The 16,468-nt window shown below is 71.2% G+C and carries 15 protein-coding genes and 1 tRNA gene; 7 read left to right on the top strand and 9 right to left on the bottom strand.

Annotated elements, in window-relative coordinates; genetic code table 11:
• The first annotated feature begins 320 nt into the window (after positions 1–320).
• Positions 321–764 carry a MarR family winged helix-turn-helix transcriptional regulator gene (locus J2X60_RS05155; RefSeq protein ID WP_070417833.1) on the top strand — a complete coding sequence of 148 codons (444 nt, stop codon included), beginning with the start codon at positions 321–323 and terminating at the stop codon, positions 762–764.
• A 140-nt stretch (positions 765–904) separates the two neighbouring features.
• Entirely contained in the window at positions 905–2,338 is a 1,434-nt protein-coding gene (locus J2X60_RS05150; protein WP_309777036.1) for an MATE family efflux transporter, read from the top strand.
• A gap of 109 nt (positions 2,339–2,447) precedes the next feature.
• Here the strand turns inward: J2X60_RS05150 and J2X60_RS05145 are convergent, their stop codons facing one another.
• Positions 2,448–2,615 carry a hypothetical protein gene (locus J2X60_RS05145; RefSeq protein WP_309777037.1) on the bottom strand — a complete coding sequence of 56 codons (168 nt, stop codon included), beginning with the start codon at positions 2,613–2,615 and terminating at the stop codon, positions 2,448–2,450.
• 364 nt (positions 2,616–2,979) lie between these two features.
• Between J2X60_RS05145 and J2X60_RS05140 the strand changes: the two genes are divergently transcribed.
• A complete protein-coding gene (locus J2X60_RS05140) occupies positions 2,980–4,119 on the top strand; it encodes an AI-2E family transporter (protein ID WP_309777039.1) in 1,140 nt (379 codons plus the stop codon).
• Positions 4,120–4,394: 275 nt separating this feature from the next.
• Here J2X60_RS05140 and argG read toward each other — a convergent pair whose 3' ends face one another.
• The 6 genes from argG to J2X60_RS05110 form a co-directional block, all read right to left on the bottom strand.
• Positions 4,395–5,837, bottom strand: a complete 1,443-nt coding sequence (gene argG, locus J2X60_RS05135; protein ID WP_070417830.1) for an argininosuccinate synthase — start codon at positions 5,835–5,837, stop codon at positions 4,395–4,397.
• 57 nt (positions 5,838–5,894) lie between these two features.
• Positions 5,895–5,969, bottom strand: a tRNA-Arg gene (locus J2X60_RS05130).
• A gap of 13 nt (positions 5,970–5,982) precedes the next feature.
• Positions 5,983–7,086: an alpha/beta fold hydrolase gene (locus J2X60_RS05125; RefSeq protein WP_309886679.1), complete on the bottom strand. Its 1,104-nt coding sequence runs from the start codon at positions 7,084–7,086 to the stop codon at positions 5,983–5,985.
• Between the two features lie 139 nt (positions 7,087–7,225).
• Complete coding sequence (locus J2X60_RS05120; protein ID WP_070417828.1) at positions 7,226–7,720, bottom strand: HNH endonuclease; 495 nt, start codon at positions 7,718–7,720, stop codon at positions 7,226–7,228.
• Positions 7,721–8,111: 391 nt separating this feature from the next.
• Positions 8,112–9,047 (bottom strand): NlpC/P60 family protein, encoded by a 936-nt coding sequence (locus J2X60_RS05115; protein ID WP_309886678.1) that lies wholly within the window; start codon positions 9,045–9,047, stop codon positions 8,112–8,114.
• Positions 9,048–9,319: 272 nt separating this feature from the next.
• Positions 9,320–10,015 carry a metal-dependent transcriptional regulator gene (locus tag J2X60_RS05110; RefSeq protein ID WP_022906596.1) on the bottom strand — a complete coding sequence of 232 codons (696 nt, stop codon included), beginning with the start codon at positions 10,013–10,015 and terminating at the stop codon, positions 9,320–9,322.
• Positions 10,016–10,201: 186 nt separating this feature from the next.
• Between J2X60_RS05110 and serC the strand changes: the two genes are divergently transcribed.
• Positions 10,202–11,317 carry a phosphoserine transaminase gene (serC, locus tag J2X60_RS05105; RefSeq protein ID WP_071302082.1) on the top strand — a complete coding sequence of 372 codons (1,116 nt, stop codon included), beginning with the start codon at positions 10,202–10,204 and terminating at the stop codon, positions 11,315–11,317.
• Positions 11,318–11,398: 81 nt separating this feature from the next.
• On the opposite strand, the gene J2X60_RS05100 is transcribed toward serC, so the two are convergent.
• On the bottom strand, positions 11,399–12,166 hold the full coding sequence (locus tag J2X60_RS05100; RefSeq protein ID WP_309886677.1) for a DUF3027 domain-containing protein: 768 nt from the start codon (positions 12,164–12,166) through the stop codon (positions 11,399–11,401).
• Positions 12,166–12,543: a cold-shock protein gene (locus J2X60_RS05095; RefSeq protein WP_022906598.1), complete on the bottom strand. Its 378-nt coding sequence runs from the start codon at positions 12,541–12,543 to the stop codon at positions 12,166–12,168. Before J2X60_RS05095 ends, J2X60_RS05100 begins: the two co-directional genes overlap by 1 nt.
• A 56-nt stretch (positions 12,544–12,599) precedes the next feature.
• Between J2X60_RS05095 and J2X60_RS05090 the strand changes: the two genes are divergently transcribed.
• Genes J2X60_RS05090 through J2X60_RS05080 form a run of 3 tightly spaced genes read left to right on the top strand, consistent with a single transcriptional unit; the run spans position 12,600 to position 16,443 of the window.
• Entirely contained in the window at positions 12,600–12,899 is a 300-nt protein-coding gene (locus J2X60_RS05090) for a hypothetical protein (protein WP_309777048.1), read from the top strand.
• 28 nt (positions 12,900–12,927) lie between these two features.
• Positions 12,928–14,688 carry a helicase-associated domain-containing protein gene (locus J2X60_RS05085; protein ID WP_309886676.1) on the top strand — a complete coding sequence of 587 codons (1,761 nt, stop codon included), beginning with the start codon at positions 12,928–12,930 and terminating at the stop codon, positions 14,686–14,688.
• Positions 14,689–14,745: 57 nt separating this feature from the next.
• Positions 14,746–16,443, top strand: a complete 1,698-nt coding sequence (locus J2X60_RS05080; RefSeq protein ID WP_071302086.1) for a DNA repair helicase XPB — start codon at positions 14,746–14,748, stop codon at positions 16,441–16,443.
• Positions 16,444–16,468 lie beyond the last annotated feature (25 nt).

Here is a 16,468-nt window from a genome sequence, read left to right as displayed (position 1 = left end):
GTCACGGGTGCGCGTCGTGCTGCGCGCGGGCGCGGCTATCCGGGGTGATCACCCCCGGCGAGGCGGGGAGCGGTGCAGGCAGCGTCCACGGACGGGCGCATCGATCGTGCGCGCATCGTTCGTCCTCGTGCCATGTCCTGATCCCCCCGGGTGGGCTCGGCGGCGTCGTCGAGCTGAGGATGAGCGGTTGGTGAGACCGCGTTTCCTGTGCAATCTACAAGGGGGGTCCCCCGTCGTGGCGATACCCCCGTTCGGGGCACGCCGTGAACGGATCAGTTCGAGTGTTGACAGTTAGAGGTCGAACGGTTAGCGTTCTGATCATGACGCAGCAGGCACCCCGGTTCGACACGCCCCTCCAGCAGATGCGCTGGATCGGGTGGGCGCAGCGCAAGGCGGCCGAGGAGTGGGTCCGCGAACGCGACCTCACCCAGGAGCAGAGCTTCGTGCTCGGGTACCTGCAGCACACGCCCGGCGCGATCCAGCGCGACATCGCCGACATCACCCGGACGAGTGCGGCCAGCGTCTCGAGTCTCCTGCAGGGACTCGAGCGCCGCGGGCTCGTCGAACGCCGGGCGGACGCCGAGAACGCCCGGACGAAGCGCGTCTTCGCCACCGACGAGGGGATCGCCCTCATCGCCGGCTTCGAGGACGCCATGATCGCGCTCGACGACGTCCTGCTCGCGCCGCTCGACGCCCACGAGCGCGCCACCCTGCAGGAGCTCCTGCACAAGGTGACCGCGGAGCTGCCGGAACCCACCCGGTGACCTGACCCGCGCCTCCAGGCCCGTCCAGGAGGCGCGACCCACCCCCACGCGTCGGCGTCCGCCGATCGCGTCATCAGTCCTGCCCTGCGGCGCCGACCGACGGTCGGCGCGCGCTCCGCCCTGCCCAGAAGGAGGCAGCCATGAGCACCACAGCACCCGACACCGCCGCGGCGAAGAACCGCTGGTACCTGTCCGCCGCCCCGATCGGCCGCGCGCTCGTCCACCTGTGCGTCCCGATGGCCGCCGCGATGGTCGTCAGCGCCGTCTACAACGTCATCAACGCCGGTTTCATCGGATCGCAGCACGACACCTCGCTGCTCGCCGCGATCACGTTCGGCACCCCGCTCCTCGGCATCATCATGGCCGTCGGCGGCGTGTTCGGCGTCGGTGGCAGTGCCCTCATGTCGCGCATGCTCGGGGCCTCGGAACACGATCCCGCCAAGGCCGAGGACATCAAGCGCGTCGCCTCCTTCGCCCTCTGGGGAGCCGTCGTCACCGGTGTGGTCCTCGCCGTGCTCGGCCTGGTGTTCCTGCACCCGCTCGTCGCCGTGCTCGGTGCCGACGCCGCCGCGGTGCCCGCCACGAGCGCGTACGTCTCGGTCATGCTCGCGTTCGTGCCGGTGCTCGCCGCGTCGTTCGCCCTGGAGCAGATCGTCCGGTCCGAGGGGGCGGCACGGCAGGCCATGGTCGGGCTCGTCCTGTCGACCGTCGGGAACCTCGTGTTCGACGTGCTCTTCATCCTCGTCCTGCACTGGGGCGTCGCCGGTGCCGCACTCGCCGTCGGCCTCGGCAACGTCGTGGCGATCGGCTACTGGATCGTCTGGCTCCAGCGGAACAGCGCGAACGTGAGCTTCGCACCGAAGTGGTTCACGCTGCGGCCGGACATCCTCGGGCCGGTGTTCGGCATCGGCTCGAGCGAACTGCTGCAGTCCGGGTTCCTCATCGTGACGACCCTCGTGCTGAACAACCTCGCGGCCGTCTACGGGGACGACCCGCTCGCGGCCATGGGCGTCGCCGTCCGCATCGCCCAGGTCCCGGAGTTCCTCGTGATGGGCGTGACCATCGGCGTGCTGCCGCTGCTCGCCTACGCCTTCGGCAAGGGCGACGCCGTTCGGCTCCGAGCCGCACTCCGCGGTGCCGCGTTCACCGTCGGGACGATCGTCCTGCTGTTCTCCGGCACGGTGTTCGTCTTCCGCGAGCAGGTCTTCACGGTCTTCTCCGGCGACCACTCGGTGCTCGCGATCGGCCTGACCATCCTCACGGCGCAGCTCGTCGCCACGATCGTGAACGGGTTCACCGGGCTGCTGACCTCGCTGTTCCAGGCCACCGGGATGGTGTTGCCGGCCATGGTGCTGTCGATGGCGCAGGGCGTGCTGTTCATCCCGATCGTGATCGTCGGGAACCTGTGGTTCGGGCTCGCCGGGATCATCTGGGCACTGACCGTGACCGAGGTGCTCGTGTTCGTCGCGGCGCTGGTGCTCTGGCTCGCGTCGCGCGGGCGGATCGCCCGCGGTCTCGCCGAGGGCTCGCCGGAGCGGGCGGACGCCGCGCTCGAGGAGGCGGCGGCGGTCTGACGGGACGCCACGACGGACGGGAGGCGCGGTGCCGGCTGGCACCGCGCCTCCCGTCCGTCGGGTGGCCGCGACAGCTCGTCGCTGGCCGGCCGGCTCGTCGGCGGTCAGTTCAGAGCTGCTCGCCGAGGAAGTCCGCGTAGGACGGCTCGTCCCAGGTCGGTCCGACCGCGCGGAGCGTCTCGTCCGCGCCGCCGAGGCGTGCGGCGAGCAGGCCGGCGATGTCCTCGGGCGAGCGCATGCCGTGGCGGTGCCAGTCCTCCTGGCGACGGACGGTCACGCGAGCACCAGCTCGACGACGGACACGGCCAGTGGGCCGAGGGGAGTGCGGGGCGAGCCGACGAACAGTTCGGCGGGGTGCGAGCACACGTGGACAGTGGCGGTCACGTCGACCAGCCCTTCGTCGGAGTGATGCGCACTCCGGATCCGATCGGACCGTCCCGTTGCGCCAGACCCCGCAGACCGCGAGGAGCATCAAGACGACGGAACCCTGAGTCGGTCCGATGTCCCCCAGCGTACTGTCGCTTGACCGTCGGCACGAGAACCGTCCGGAACGCGCACCGGGCGCCTGCCGCCGTTGCCCCGGCCCGGATCTCCGCGTCCCCGGTACGGTGGGCGGGCACACCCGTACCCCGAGGAGCCCCATGCCCCTGTTCGGCACCCCGCAGCCCCCGCACCCCGACGCACCGCCGAGCCAGGTGGCGAAGCAGTGGTCCGACTCGTTCGGCGCTCTGGCCACCCGCTGCCTGCAGATCATCGTCGTGCTCGTCGTCGTGATCGGCATCGTCTACGCCGCCGCCACGCTCAGCGTCGTCACGATCCCGGTCCTGCTCGCCCTCATCATCGCGTCGGCCATGCACCCCGTCGTGTCCTGGCTGCGGCGGCACCGGGTGCCGTCCGTGCTCGCGACCCTCGCCGTCCTGATCGGCGTGCTCGTCGTGCTCGGCCTCGTCGGCTGGCTCATCGTCGTGGCCGTCATCTCGCAGTGGCCCGACCTGCAGAAGTCGGCCCTGAGCGGCTTCGACCAGCTCCAGGACTTCGTGTCGACGCTGCCGATCTCGATCGACCAGTCGCAGATCGACGATGCCGTGAAGGGCATCCAGGACTTCGTCACCAGCTCGCAGTTCGGCTCCGGCGCGCTCGCGGGGGCATCGGCCACGGCGAACTTCCTCACCGGTCTCGTGCTGATGATCGTGGTGCTGTTCTTCTTCCTCAAGGACGGTCCGGCCATCTGGGAGTTCCTCCTCCGTCCCTTCACCGGTGCCCGCTACGACCGAGCTCGCCGGGTGGGTGACCGGGTCGTGCAGACGCTCGGCGGCTACGTCCGCGGGACCGCCACCGTCGCCGCGGTGGACGCGATCGGCATCGGCGTCGGCATCACGATCGTCGGGGTGCCGCTCGCACTGCCCCTCGCCGTCGTCGTGTTCATCACGGCGTTCATCCCGATCGTCGGTGCGACGGCGGCCGGCATCCTCGCCGCCCTCGTCGCCCTCGTCGCACTCGGCCCCGTCCAGGCGCTGATCGTCGTCGGCATCGTCGTCCTCGTGAACCAGCTCGAGGGCAACCTGCTCCAGCCCGTCCTGATGGGCAAGACGCTCAAGCTGCACGGCCTCGTCATCCTGATCGGTCTGACCGCCGGCACGGTGCTCGCGGGCATCACCGGCGCGATCATCTCGGTGCCGCTGCTCGCCGCCGCGTGGGGCGTCGTGCAGGTGTGGGACGGGCCCGACAAGCCGGCGCGCCCGTGGCGGCAGAAGCGCGTGGAGTCCGCCGAGGCGCGCTGACGCGGGCGGGCGGGGGCGCTCGGGCGGTCGGGGCGTCCGGGGCGTCCGGGGCGCCGCCGTCCCGGAACGACAACGTCGATGTCGTACGACGTCGACCATGTCGTTCCCCCGCGGACGCAACAGTTGCACCCGCCCGGCAGCGACGTCGTCGATGTCGTACGACGTCGACAATGTCGTTCGAATCCGGCCCGTCCGCCGACCGAGGCGCAGCACAGCACGACGAAGGGGGCCTCCGCACGTTGCGGAGGCCCCCTTCGTCGTGGTGCAGACCGGCGTCAGTCGGTGCCGGAGTCGAACGCCGCACCCTCGGACGCGAGGTCCGTCGCACGACCGAGCGCGTCATCGGCATCCGAGGTGACGACCGCGCCGCCGAGGATCTCCTCCGACTCACCCGACTCGAGCTCACCGACGAGGTCGCCCGTCGCCCCGCCGATGAGCCCGGCGGCGGCGTACTGCTCGAGGCGTGCCCGCGAGTCGGCGATGTCGAGGTTGCGCATGGTCAGCTGGCCGATGCGGTCGTCCGGGCCGAACGCAGCGTCGCCGACACGCTCCATCGAGAGCTTGTCCGGGTGGTACGACAGCGCCGGGCCCGTGGTGTCGAGGATCGTGTAGTCGTCGCCGCGACGCAGGCGCAGCGTGACCTCGCCGGTGACGGCCGAGGCGACCCAGCGCTGCAGCGACTCACGCAGCATGAGGGACTGCGGGTCGAGCCAGCGCCCCTCGTACATGAGGCGACCGAGACGGCGACCCTCGGTGTGGTACGACGCGACGGTGTCCTCGTTGTGGATCGCGTTGAGCAGGCGCTCGTAGGCGATGTGCAGCAGTGCCATGCCCGGCGCCTCGTAGATGCCGCGGCTCTTCGCCTCTATGATGCGGTTCTCGATCTGGTCGGACGCGCCGAGGCCGTGGCGGCCACCGATCGCGTTCGCCTCGTAGACGAGCGCCACGGCGTCGGCGTACTCGACACCGTTGATCGCGACGGGGCGACCGGCCTCGAAGCGGACGCTCACGACCTCGGTGGCGACCTCGACGTCGTCACGCCAGGCGGCGACGCCCATGATCGGCTCGACGATGTCCAGGCCGCTCGAGAGCTCCTCGAGGCTCTTCGCCTCGTGCGTGGCGCCCCAGATGTTCGCGTCGGTCGAGTAGGCCTTCTCGGTGGAGTCGCGGTACGGGAAGCCCCGGGCGACGAGCCACTCGCTCATCTCCTTGCGGCCGCCGAGCTCCTCGACGAACTCGGAGTCGAGCCACGGCTTGTAGACGCGCAGCCGCGGGTTCGCCATCAGGCCGTAGCGGTAGAACCGCTCGATGTCGTTGCCCTTGTACGTGGAGCCGTCGCCCCAGATGTCGACGCCGTCCTCCTTCATGGCGCGGACGAGCATCGTGCCCGTCACGGCGCGACCGAGGGGCGTCGTGTTGAAGTAGGTCTTGCCGCCGGAACGGATGTGGAAGGCACCGGTCTGCAGGGCGACGAGGCCCTCTTCCACGAGGGCGCTCTTCGCGTCGACGAGTCGGGCGATCTCGGCACCGTACTCGTGGGCACGACCGGGGACGGCGTCGATGTCCGGCTCGTCGTACTGGCCGATGTCGGCCGTGTACGTGCAGGGCACCGCTCCCTTCTCGCGCATCCAGGCGACCGCGCAGGAGGTGTCGAGACCTCCGGAGAACGCGATGCCGACTCGTTCGCCGACGGGGAGACTGCTCAGGACCTTGGACACGACGTCAATCGTACGGGGAGTCCAGCCGGTACATCGACTGGTGCCGCTGGCCGGCGCTGGTGCCCCTGGAGGGACTCGAACCCCCAACCGTTTCCTTAGGACGGAACTGCTCTTCCATTGAGCTACAGAGGCTGGCCCACCCACTCTAGCGGCGGAACGGCTCCAGGAAGGCCCGGAGCTCGTCGGCGAACAGCCCCGGTTGCTCGAACGCCGCGAAGTGCCCGCCCCGGTCGAGTTCGTGGTGGTACACGAGGTTCGTCGTCCGCTCGAGCCACTCCTTCGGCGCCCGCACGAGGTCCCCCGGGAAGATCGAGAACCCGGACGGCACCTCGACCCGACGCTCGAGCTGCGCCGCCGGCACCGCCGCGTTCGCGTGGTACATCCGCATCGCCGACCCGATCGTCGCCGTGGCCCAGTACTCGGTGAGCAACGCCAGGACCTCGTCCCGCGTGTACACCGACCAGAGGTCCCCGCCGCAGTCGCTCCACGAGCGGAGCTTCTCGACGATCCACGCCGCGAGCCCGGCCGGGGAGTCGTTCAGGCCGACCGCCGCGGTCTGCGGCTTGGTCCGGTGCATCATCGCGTAGGCGCCCTCGTCGGTGCGCCACCGCTCGGTCTCGGCGACGAACGCACGCTCCGCCTCGGACAGCGTCGACGGGTCGAGCCCGGGCCAGGCGAGCCCGCCGTCGATCCGGTGCACGGCGACGACCCGCTCGGGGTGGTCGAGCGCGAGGTACCGCACGACGTGCGTGCCGATGTCCCCGCCGGACACCGCGAACCGCTCGTACCCGAGGTCGGTCATCAGCGTCGCCCACATCCCGGCGACGGCCCGTGCGTCGATCGGCTGCGGCGGGGCGTCGGAGAACCCGTAGCCGGGCATGTCCGGCACGATCACGTCGAACCCGGCGTCGACGAGCATCGGCAGCACCTTGCGGTACCGCCACCCGGAGTCCGGCCAGCCGTGCGCGAGCAGCACGGGCAGCGCACCCGGCGTCGCCGCGCGGGCGTGCAGCACGTGGATGCTGATGCCGTCCACCTCGACCCGGCGCGACGGCAGTGCGGCGAGCGCCGCCCGGTGCGCGTCGAAGTCGAACCCGTCCGCCCAGTACTCGACGAGCGGGCGCAGCTCGTCGACGTCGATGCCGAGCGACCACCCGGTCCCGGCGGGCGCGTCCGGCCAGCGGGTCGCGCGCAGGCGCGCACGCAGGTCGTCGATCGTCGCGTCGTCGATCTCGGGGGTCTCCGTCATGGCGGCACGCTACGCCCGCCCACCGACAGCCGGTCGCCACAGCCGACACGGTCCTGGTCCGGCACCGGGACGGACGGGAGGCGCGGGTCGGGCCCGAGCCGCGCCTCCAGTCCGTCACGGCGTCAGCCGCGCGGTACCGCTACGCGGCCACCAGGTACTCGTCCCACTCGGACTGCGGACGCTCGATGCCCCGGACCACCCACGAGGAGCCGTGCGGCGCCTTCGGACGGAAGCGGAGCCGCCACCCCATCTCCTGCGGGGTGCGGTCGCCCTTGGTGTTGTTGCACGCCAGGCAGCAGGCGACGAGGTTCTCCCACGAGTCCTCGCCCCCGCGCGAGCGAGGCTGCACGTGGTCGATCGTGGTGGCGTGCCGATCGCAGTACGCGCACCGGTTGGCGTCCCGGCGGAGGACGCCCCGGCGCGACACCGGCACGAGTCTCGAGTGCGGGATGCGGACGTACCGGGTGAGGATGATGACGGACGGACGGTCGTAGGTCGACGTCGACCCCGTGACCGGGTGGTCGAGGTCGGCGGCGACGATGGCGGCCTTCTGGTTCATGACCAGCACGAGGGCCCGACGGAACGAGATCACCGCGAGGGGCTCGTAACCGGCGTTGAGGACGAGAGTGCGCATGGGTTCCCTTCCGACGTGCCTGGACGGCTTCCAGGCTGTGCGGGTGCGTCGGACCGGGGTACCGCGCAGGTGACCTCCGCTCGCGCGAACGGCCCCTGAACCACGAAGAGCACCACCCGGATGGGCAGTGCTCAGGTCATGCAGGGGCGTGCTCGTGCACGCAGGCGGTGGTCGACCATATGTCGACGTGCGCGCGCCGACCCATGGTGCGGGTCGTGCGGAACGCTGACATGGGGTCTCCCTGCTCGGACCATTCGGGCCGGTGCACGGTCAGGGTACGTCAGAAACCGGCCCGGCACGAGGGTGCACGGGCCGGTTCCGGCGATGTTCACGGGATCGATGCCCGCGGTCTGCGTCAGATGCCGAAGCGGAGTCAGACGCTGAAGCGGAGTCAGATGCCGAAGCGGACGATGTGGTAGTCGCTGGTCCAGATCGGGCGGATCGACACGGAGCCGCCGGGCTTCGGCGCGTCCATGATCATGCCGTTGCCCATGTAGAAGCCGTCGTGCGCCTCGTTGTTGAAGATGACGACGTCGCCCGGCTGCGCCTCGGACTCGGGGATCGTGGTGCCGGCCTGGTCCTGCAGCGGCACGGAGTGCGCGAGGTTGATGCCGTACTGCGCGTACACGAACATGACGTAGCCCGAGCAGTCGAAGCCCGACGGGTCCGCGCCGCCGAAGACGTACGGAGTGCCGATGTACTGCTTGGCGGTGGCGACCACGGCCGGCAGCGAGAACGGGGTGTTCGCGGCGGTCGACGAGGCGACGTAGTCGGAGGCGCTCGGCCCCGTGTACGACGCGTACTGCGAGGCGGTCTGCGCACGTGCGGCCTGGGTGGCCGCGGCCTGCTCGGACGCCTGCTTCGCCGCGGCGTCGGCGGCCTTCTGCGCTGCCTCGGCGTCGAGCGTGGACTGCGCCGTCGCACCGTAGCCGTCGCGGCTCGTGCCGGCGAGGGCGACCGCGTCGGAGACGGAGAAGTTCTGGGCCTCGGTCGTGCGGACCTGACGCTGCGCGGTCGCGGCGTCCGTCCCGGTCGACTGCTGCGTCGCGGCGAACGCCGGGGCGACCGCGACGGTGCCGAACATGCCCGCGGCCACGGTCAGGACGACCGGCGCGAGGAAGCGGCGCTTGCGGGCCGACGAGCTCGCCTTGGTGGAGGCGGCGGTACGCGCGGCCTGGGCGGCACGACGGCCGCCGGGGAGCGGAGCGTCGCGCATCGGGGTGACGGCGCGGGCTGCTCGGCGCGAGAGGGGGGCGTCGGTGGCGTTCGCGGTGTTCGTCGGGTTCGCGGGCGTCTGGTCGTCCGCGGCGGAACCGGTCTGCGTCAAGGGTGTCTCCGGCGTCTCGTCACCACTGCCAGCGGGGGTGATCGCCGACCGTGCAACCCCATCCGTTCGTCATCGTTTCCGATCGAGACAGGAGACGGGTTCGAGACGTCCTGTCACGGGTCCTGGGCCTCGTGGGTGGCCGGCGGACTCGTCGAGTGTACGTGCCGACCGTTACCTTGTCGAGATGAAACCGCCGCTTTGTAACGAATTGGTAAAGAAGCCCTGATCAGGCTGCAGAAACGCGCCCCGCCCCAGTTTCGGGGGCAGACGGGTCAGGAGCGCTCGATGTAGACGTGCTGCGCGACCTCGGTCGGGAGCTCGATGCCCGCGTCCTCGCCGTCGACGCGCACGGCGACGTAGGCCCCGGCGCGCTGTACGCTCGCGACCCGGCCGGGCATGACACCGGCGGACCGCAGCTGGTGGAGGAGCTCCGGTTCGAACTGCACGGGCTCGCCCAGGCGGCGGATGACCCCGGTCGCGACGGCGTCGGTGCCCTCGGTCGCGGCGACGATGTTCTGCACGCCGTCGAGGAAGCCGGGTGCGGCCGGGCCACCGATCTCGGCGAGGCCCGGGATCGGGTTGCCGTACGGCGACTCGGTCGGGTTTCCGAGCATCTCGAGCAGACGGACCTCGACCTGCTCGCTCATCACGTGCTCCCAGCGGCATGCCTCGTCGTGGACGAACGCCCAGTCGAGACCGATGACGTCGGAGAGCAGACGCTCGGCGAGCCGGTGCTTGCGCATCACGTGCGTCGCGCGCGAGCGTCCTTCGTCGGTGAGTTCGAGGTGCCGGTCGCCCGAGACGACGACCAGGCCGTCGCGCTCCATGCGGGCGATGGTCTGCGAGACGGTGGGACCCGAGTGACCGAGGCGCTCCGAGATGCGGGCGCGCAGCGGCACGATCGCCTCTTCCTCGAGGTCGAGGATGGTGCGAAGGTACATCTCCGTGGTGTCGACGAGATCGGTCACGGTCCGCCTCTCATGTCTGGGCCCAGCGCGCCCCACCCTACTTGTTCGAGGCGACATGGAATGACCAACACTTGCAAGGTGCAAGAAAGTCCGTGCGCGATGCGGCCAGGAGGCGCGGCGTCGGCCCGCCCCGTCCGGCCGGTACACGGTCACTCGCGCTGGGATACCGCTCGTTAGGATCGGTGCATGGCAGACATCGTCATCCCCGCCGAACTCCTCCCGACCGATGGCCGATTCGGCTGCGGACCGTCCAAGATCCGTGGCGCGCAGCTCGAGTCCCTCGTGACCCGCGGCGCGACGATCCTCGGCACGTCCCACCGCCAGAAGCCCGTCAAGGACCTCGTGGGCAGCGTCCGCGCCGGCCTCGGCGACCTGTTCGACCTCCCAGAGGGCTACGAGGTCGTCCTCGGCAACGGCGGCTCGACCGCGTTCTGGGACGCCGCCGCGTTCGGGCTCATCGAGCGCCGGGCCGAGAACCTGTCCTTCGGCGAGTTCGGCTCGAAGTTCGCCAAAGCCGCCGGCGCACCCTGGCTCGAGGCGCCGCACGTGGTGGAAGCCCCCGGCGGATCCCTCGCCCCGCTCGAGATCGTCGAGGGCGTGGACGTCTACGCCTACCCGCACAACGAGACCTCGACGGGTGTCATGGCGCCGGTCGTCCGCGCCGCCGGGGACGCCGGCGCCCTCACCGTCGTCGACGCCACGAGCGCCGCCGGTGGTGCCGCGTTCGACGTCAGCGCCACGGACGTCTACTACTTCGCCCCGCAGAAGAACTTCGCCTCGGACGGTGGCCTCTGGCTCGCGCTGTTCTCCCCCGCGGCGATCGAGCGTGTCGAGCGCATCGCCGCGAGCGGCCGGTACATCCCCGAGTTCCTCTCGCTCAAGAACGCCGTCGACAACTCGCGGCTGAACCAGACGCTGAACACCCCGGCGCTCGCGACCCTGATCCTCCTCGACGACCAGGTCCGCTGGATCAACGAGTCCGGCGGCCTCGCCTGGGCCGACACCCGCACGAAGACCTCGTCGTCGACGCTCTACGACTGGGCGGAGTCGGTCGACTACGCGACGCCGTTCGTGACCGACCCCGCAGCCCGGTCGCAGGTCGTCGCCACGATCGACCTCGACGACTCGATCGACGCCAAGGCCGTCGCCGCGACGCTGCGCCAGAACGGGATCGTCGACACGGAGCCGTACCGGAAGCTCGGCCGCAACCAGCTCCGCATCGCGACCTTCACGGCGATCGACCCGGACGACGTCGCGAAGCTCGTGCAGGCGATCGACTTCACCGTGAGCGCCCTGCGCTGACGCGGTTCGTCCTCATGACAGGAGGCGCGGTGCCAGCTGGCACCGCGCCTCCTGTCCGTCCGGGGACCGGTCGGTCGCCCGTCAGGCGCGGTGGTGCTCCGGGTCGACCTCGCCGGCGTCCAGCCGGTCGACCTCGAGGTCGACGTCCGGGTCGACCGGGCGCACCCGCTGGGTGCGTCGGCGGCCGCGGGCCGGCTCGGCCGGTGCGTCCTGCTGATCGGTGTCGTCGGTGTCCGCGTCGTCGGTGTCGTCGTCGTCCGAGTCGTCGGTGTGGTCCTCGGACCCGTCCAGCTCGTCGACGTCCACACCGTCGATGTCGTCGTCGTCCGGCTCGTCGAGGTCGTCCTCGTCGGCGTCGAAGTCGTCCTCGTCGTCCGCTTCGTCGTCGTCGGACTCGTCGTCGTCCGAGTCGTCGTAGTCGGCGTCCTCGTCCGCGTCGTCCTCGTCGCCGTCGAAGTCCTCGTCGTCGTCCTCGTCGTCGTCCTCGTCGGACTCGTCGTCGTGCTCGCCCTCGGCACCGTCGGCGTCCTGGCCGGCCCGGTACTCGGCGAGCCGCTCGGACCACGGCACCCAGTCGGGCGCCAGCAGCGAGCCGTCACCAGGCATGAGCTCGACCTCGAGCACGGTCGGCTCGTCACCGGACACCTGGGCGATCGAGACGGTCCAGCGCCAGCCGGGGTACCCGGCCATGCGGTTGGCGAACAGCACCGAGACGACGCCGTCGCCCTCGTCGACGGTCCCGGCGAACGCGCCGACGGTCGACTCGGGGGTCACCTCGAGCAGCGCCTTGCGGGCGAGCGCGGTGAGGTCCTCGGAAGGGGCAGGAGCAACAGGGGAGGTATCGGTCATCACGCGTCCAACTGGTCAGCGACGTGCCGCAGGATCGCAGCGATTCGGGTGCCGTTCTTCGGGTACCGGCCGTGCCGGAAGTCCCCGCTGATCCGGTCGAGCTCCTTCACGAGGTCCTCGACGATCACGGCCATGTCGTCCGCCGATCGTCGCGACATCTTCGCGAGGGACGGCTGCGGGTCGAGGAGCCGCACGGACAGCGCCTGCGACCCCTTCTTCCCCTGGACGACGCCGTACTCGAGCCGCGAACCGGCCTTCACCGACGTGACGCCGTCGGGGAGCGAGGACGCGTGCAGGAAGACGGGTTCGCCGTCGTCGCCGGTGATGAACCCGAACCCCTTCTGGTCGTCGTAGAACTTGACCTTGCCGGTGGGCATTCGTCGGTCTCCTCGTGATCGTGGAACGGCCGTGGTGCGTCGGATATCCTGGGTCGATGGCCAACCCGACCCGGTCCACCGGGAACACGCAGGACTCCGCGGAGCCCCCGGTGACGTTCAATCGTACCGAACGCGCCCTCGCGTTCATGGTCGGCGGGATCTTCATCGCCGCCTTCCTCTGCATGGCCGCCATGATCGTGATGTGGCTGACCGTCCCCAGCGCCCAGGGATCGATGCCCTGGCCCGTGATCATGGCGATCCCGCTGATCGGCTTCCCGATCGGCATGGTGCTCGTGTTCACCCTCCTCGGCATCACCTGGACCCGTCGGGCCCGAGCGAACCGGACGGCGCGCTGAGGACCGCGTCGGACGAGCGCGGCGGACGATGACGACCACCGCAGACCTCGCCGCCCGGCTCCGGGCGATGCAGGACGACGCCCTCGAACGGCTCGTCGTGGCGCGCCGGCTCCCCGCGGCGGTCCTCGCCGAGACCGGCCCGCTGCGCATCTCGGACTTCTTCGACCTCGCCGAGGCGCTCCGCACCGACGACGCCGTCGACGCCGCGATCGAGCACCTGCCCCGTCGGACGCTGCTCGCGCTGCGTGACGGCGCGGGCTCCGCCGACGACCTCGCCCCGGCGGTCGCGCTCGGCCTGGCGGACGAGGACGGCGGCGTCGACGACGCGGTGTCGGCCCGGCTGGCCGCCCACGACGAGATCGCCGGTCTCCCAGGAGGCGCGGATCACCCCCGCCCCGTCGCTCCGGTGGACGAGACGGGCGACGACGAGCGCGCCCGGACGACCGGCGCGGAGCACGCCTTCGCGACGATGACCGTGCTCGCCGAACTCCTCCGGGCGGTGTCCGAGGGCGCGGTGCGCGAGCTCGTGAAGGGCGGCATCGGCACCCCGCTCGCGAAGACGCTCGGCGAGCGTGCCGGCGCGGACCCCGTCGTGGTCCCCGGCCGCCTGGCGCTGCTCGAACGGATCGGGTTCACGGACACGGGCAACGGGACGTGGGCGACCACGGCGGCGGGCGACGCGTGGCTCGTCGCGAGCTGGCCGGACCGCTGGTCGACGCTGGTGTCGGCATGGCGGGACGCACTCGACCCCGCCGTCCGGAGCGTGCTCGACGTGGCCGGCGACGACCTGCGCGACCTCGTGTCGGCCGGCCGGTGGGCGTACCCGGCGGGCTCGCGCTGGCTCGACGCGGTGCTGCTCGACGTCGCGGGCACCGCGGCCGCACTCGGGCTCACGGTCGACGGCCGCGTGACGAGCACCGGCCGTGCACTGCTGGACGGAGACCCGGCCCCCGCTGCGGAGGACCTCCCCCGCACGGTCGACGCCGTGTACCTGCAGCACGACCTCACGGTCATCGCGCCGGGGCCGCTCGCGCCGGTCGACGACGCCGCGCTCCGGACCGTCGCCGTGCTGGAAGCACCTGGCCTCGCCGCCCGGTACCGCATCTCCGAGGACTCGCTCCGTCGCGCGTTCCGGGCCGGTCACACCCGGCAGGACGTCGTCGCGCTGCTGGAACGGCTGTCCGCGACGGGCCTGCCGCAGCCGCTCTCCTACCTCGTCGACCAGGTGTCCTCGCGGGACGGCAGCATCGTGGTCGACGTCGGCGCCGACGGGGTCGGGGCCCGCGTGCACGGTACGCCCGACCAGCTCGACCTCATCGGGGTGGACGCCGAGCTCCGGCAGCTGGCGTGGGAGCGCAGCGATCTGACCACCCTGCTGACCCGCTACCCGCCGCACGTCGTCCACACGGCGCTCGAGGACCAGCGCTACCCGGCCGTCCTGACGGCCGCAGCCCGCCCGGCGACGGGATCCGTTCCTCCAGGCCGTCGACGCACCACCGGACGCAACCCGGAGCAGGCGGCGCACGCACTCGTGGAACGGCTCCGCGTCACCACCGAGCGCGGCGAGGCCGAGCCCGAGCAGGAGTGGCTGGGGCGGCAGATCGACCTCGCCGTCCGGGGTCGCACGCCGATCCGCCTGACGGTGCGCATGCCGGACGGCTCCGAGCGGCCGTTCTCGATCGTGCCGACCTCGGTCGCCGCCGGACGCGTGCGGGGACGCGACACGGCCGTCGACGTCGAGCGGACGCTCCCGCTCTCCCTCGTGGTGGCTGTGGAGAGCGACGCCTGATCCACAGGTGAGCCGATCCGCGCTGGTTCGCAGCCGAGCGGCCTAGGCTGATCCGTCATGAACGGACCGCTGATCGTGCAGAGCGACCGCACCGTGCTCCTCGAGGTGGCGCACCCCGACGCCGAGGACGCACGGCACGACCTCGCGGTGTTCGCCGAGCTCGAACGCGCGCCGGAACACGTGCACACGTACCGCATCACCCGGCTCGGCCTGTGGAACGCGCGTGCGGCCGGGCACGACGCCGAGAGCATGATCCACACGCTCGAGCACTTCGCGAAGTTCCCCGTCCCGCAGAGCGTCACGGTGGACATCCGCGACACCGTGGCACGGTACGGCCGACTCGTCATCCGGCGCGAAGAGCGTCCGGACGCGCCGGCGATCGCGAACTCCCCGGCCGAAGCGCTCGAGCGCCAGCCGGTCCTGCTCCTCACCGCGTCCGAACCCACGGTCCTCGCCGAGGTCATCCGCTCGAAGCGGATCAAGCCGCTGCTGGGCGACATGCGCTCCCCGGAAGAGGTCGAGCTGCTCCCGTGGGCACGCGGGCAGATCAAGCAGGAGCTCGTGAAGCTCGGCTGGCCGGCCGAGGACCTCGCCGGGTACACGCCCGGCCAGCCGCACCCGATCGACCTCGACACCGACGACTGGCACCTGCGTCCCTACCAGGAACAGGCGGTCGACACGTTCTTCGCACAGGGCTCCGGCGTCGTCGTGCTGCCCTGTGGTGCCGGCAAGACGCTCGTGGGCGCCGGGGCGATGGCGACGGTCAAGGCGACGACGCTCATCCTCGTGACGAACACCGTCTCCGCCCGGCAGTGGCGATCCGAGCTGCTGCGCCGGACCACCCTCACCGAGGACGAGATCGGCGAGTACTCGGGCAGCGTGAAGGAGATCCGTCCGGTCACGATCGCGACGTACCAGATCCTCACCGCCCGGCGGAAGGGCGAGTACACGCACCTGTCGCTCCTCGACGCCCTCGACTGGGGACTCATCGTCTACGACGAGGTGCACCTGCTGCCAGCGCCGGTGTTCAAGCTCACCGCCGACCTCCAGGCCCGGCGGCGACTCGGGCTCACGGCGACCCTCGTGCGCGAGGACGGGCGCGAGGGCGACGTCTTCTCGCTCATCGGGCCGAAGCGCTACGACGCCCCGTGGAAGGAGATCGAGGCGCAGGGGTACATCTCCCCCGCCGCCTGCTACGAGGTGCGCATCGACCTGCCGCACCAGGACCGCCTCGAGTACGCGGCGTCGAGCGACGACGAGCGGTACCGGCTCGCGGCGACCTCGCCGGCGAAGACCCCGGTGGTGCGCGAGCTCATCGAGAAGCACCGCGGCGAGCAGATCCTCGTGATCGGGCAGTACATCGACCAGCTCGACTCGCTCGCCGAGTCCCTGGACGCCGCCGAGATCACCGGTTCGACCCCCGTCGACGAGCGGGAGCGGCTCTACCAGGCCTTCCGCGAGGGGTCGATCGACGTGCTCGTCGTCTCGAAGGTCGCGAACTTCTCGGTCGACCTGCCCGACGCGACGGTGGCGATCCAGGTGTCCGGCTCGTTCGGTTCCCGTCAGGAAGAGGCCCAGCGACTCGGCCGACTCCTCCGCCCGAACAAGGACGGGCTGCCCGCGTCGTTCTACACGCTCGTCACGCGGGACACCGTCGACCAGGACTTCGCGCAGAACCGGCAGCGGTTCCTCGCGGAGCAGGGGTACTCCTACACGATCCTCGACGCCGACCAGGTCCAGGCGGTCGTGGGCTGACGCACCAACCGCTCTCAGGAAACCA

It is taken from the genome of Curtobacterium sp. 320 (assembly GCF_031455235.1).
In the GTDB taxonomy this organism is placed as follows: Bacteria; Actinomycetota; Actinomycetes; order Actinomycetales; family Microbacteriaceae; genus Curtobacterium.
The sequence above is the reverse complement of the archived record's forward strand: the minus strand, read 5'-3'. Positions and strand labels throughout refer to the sequence as shown.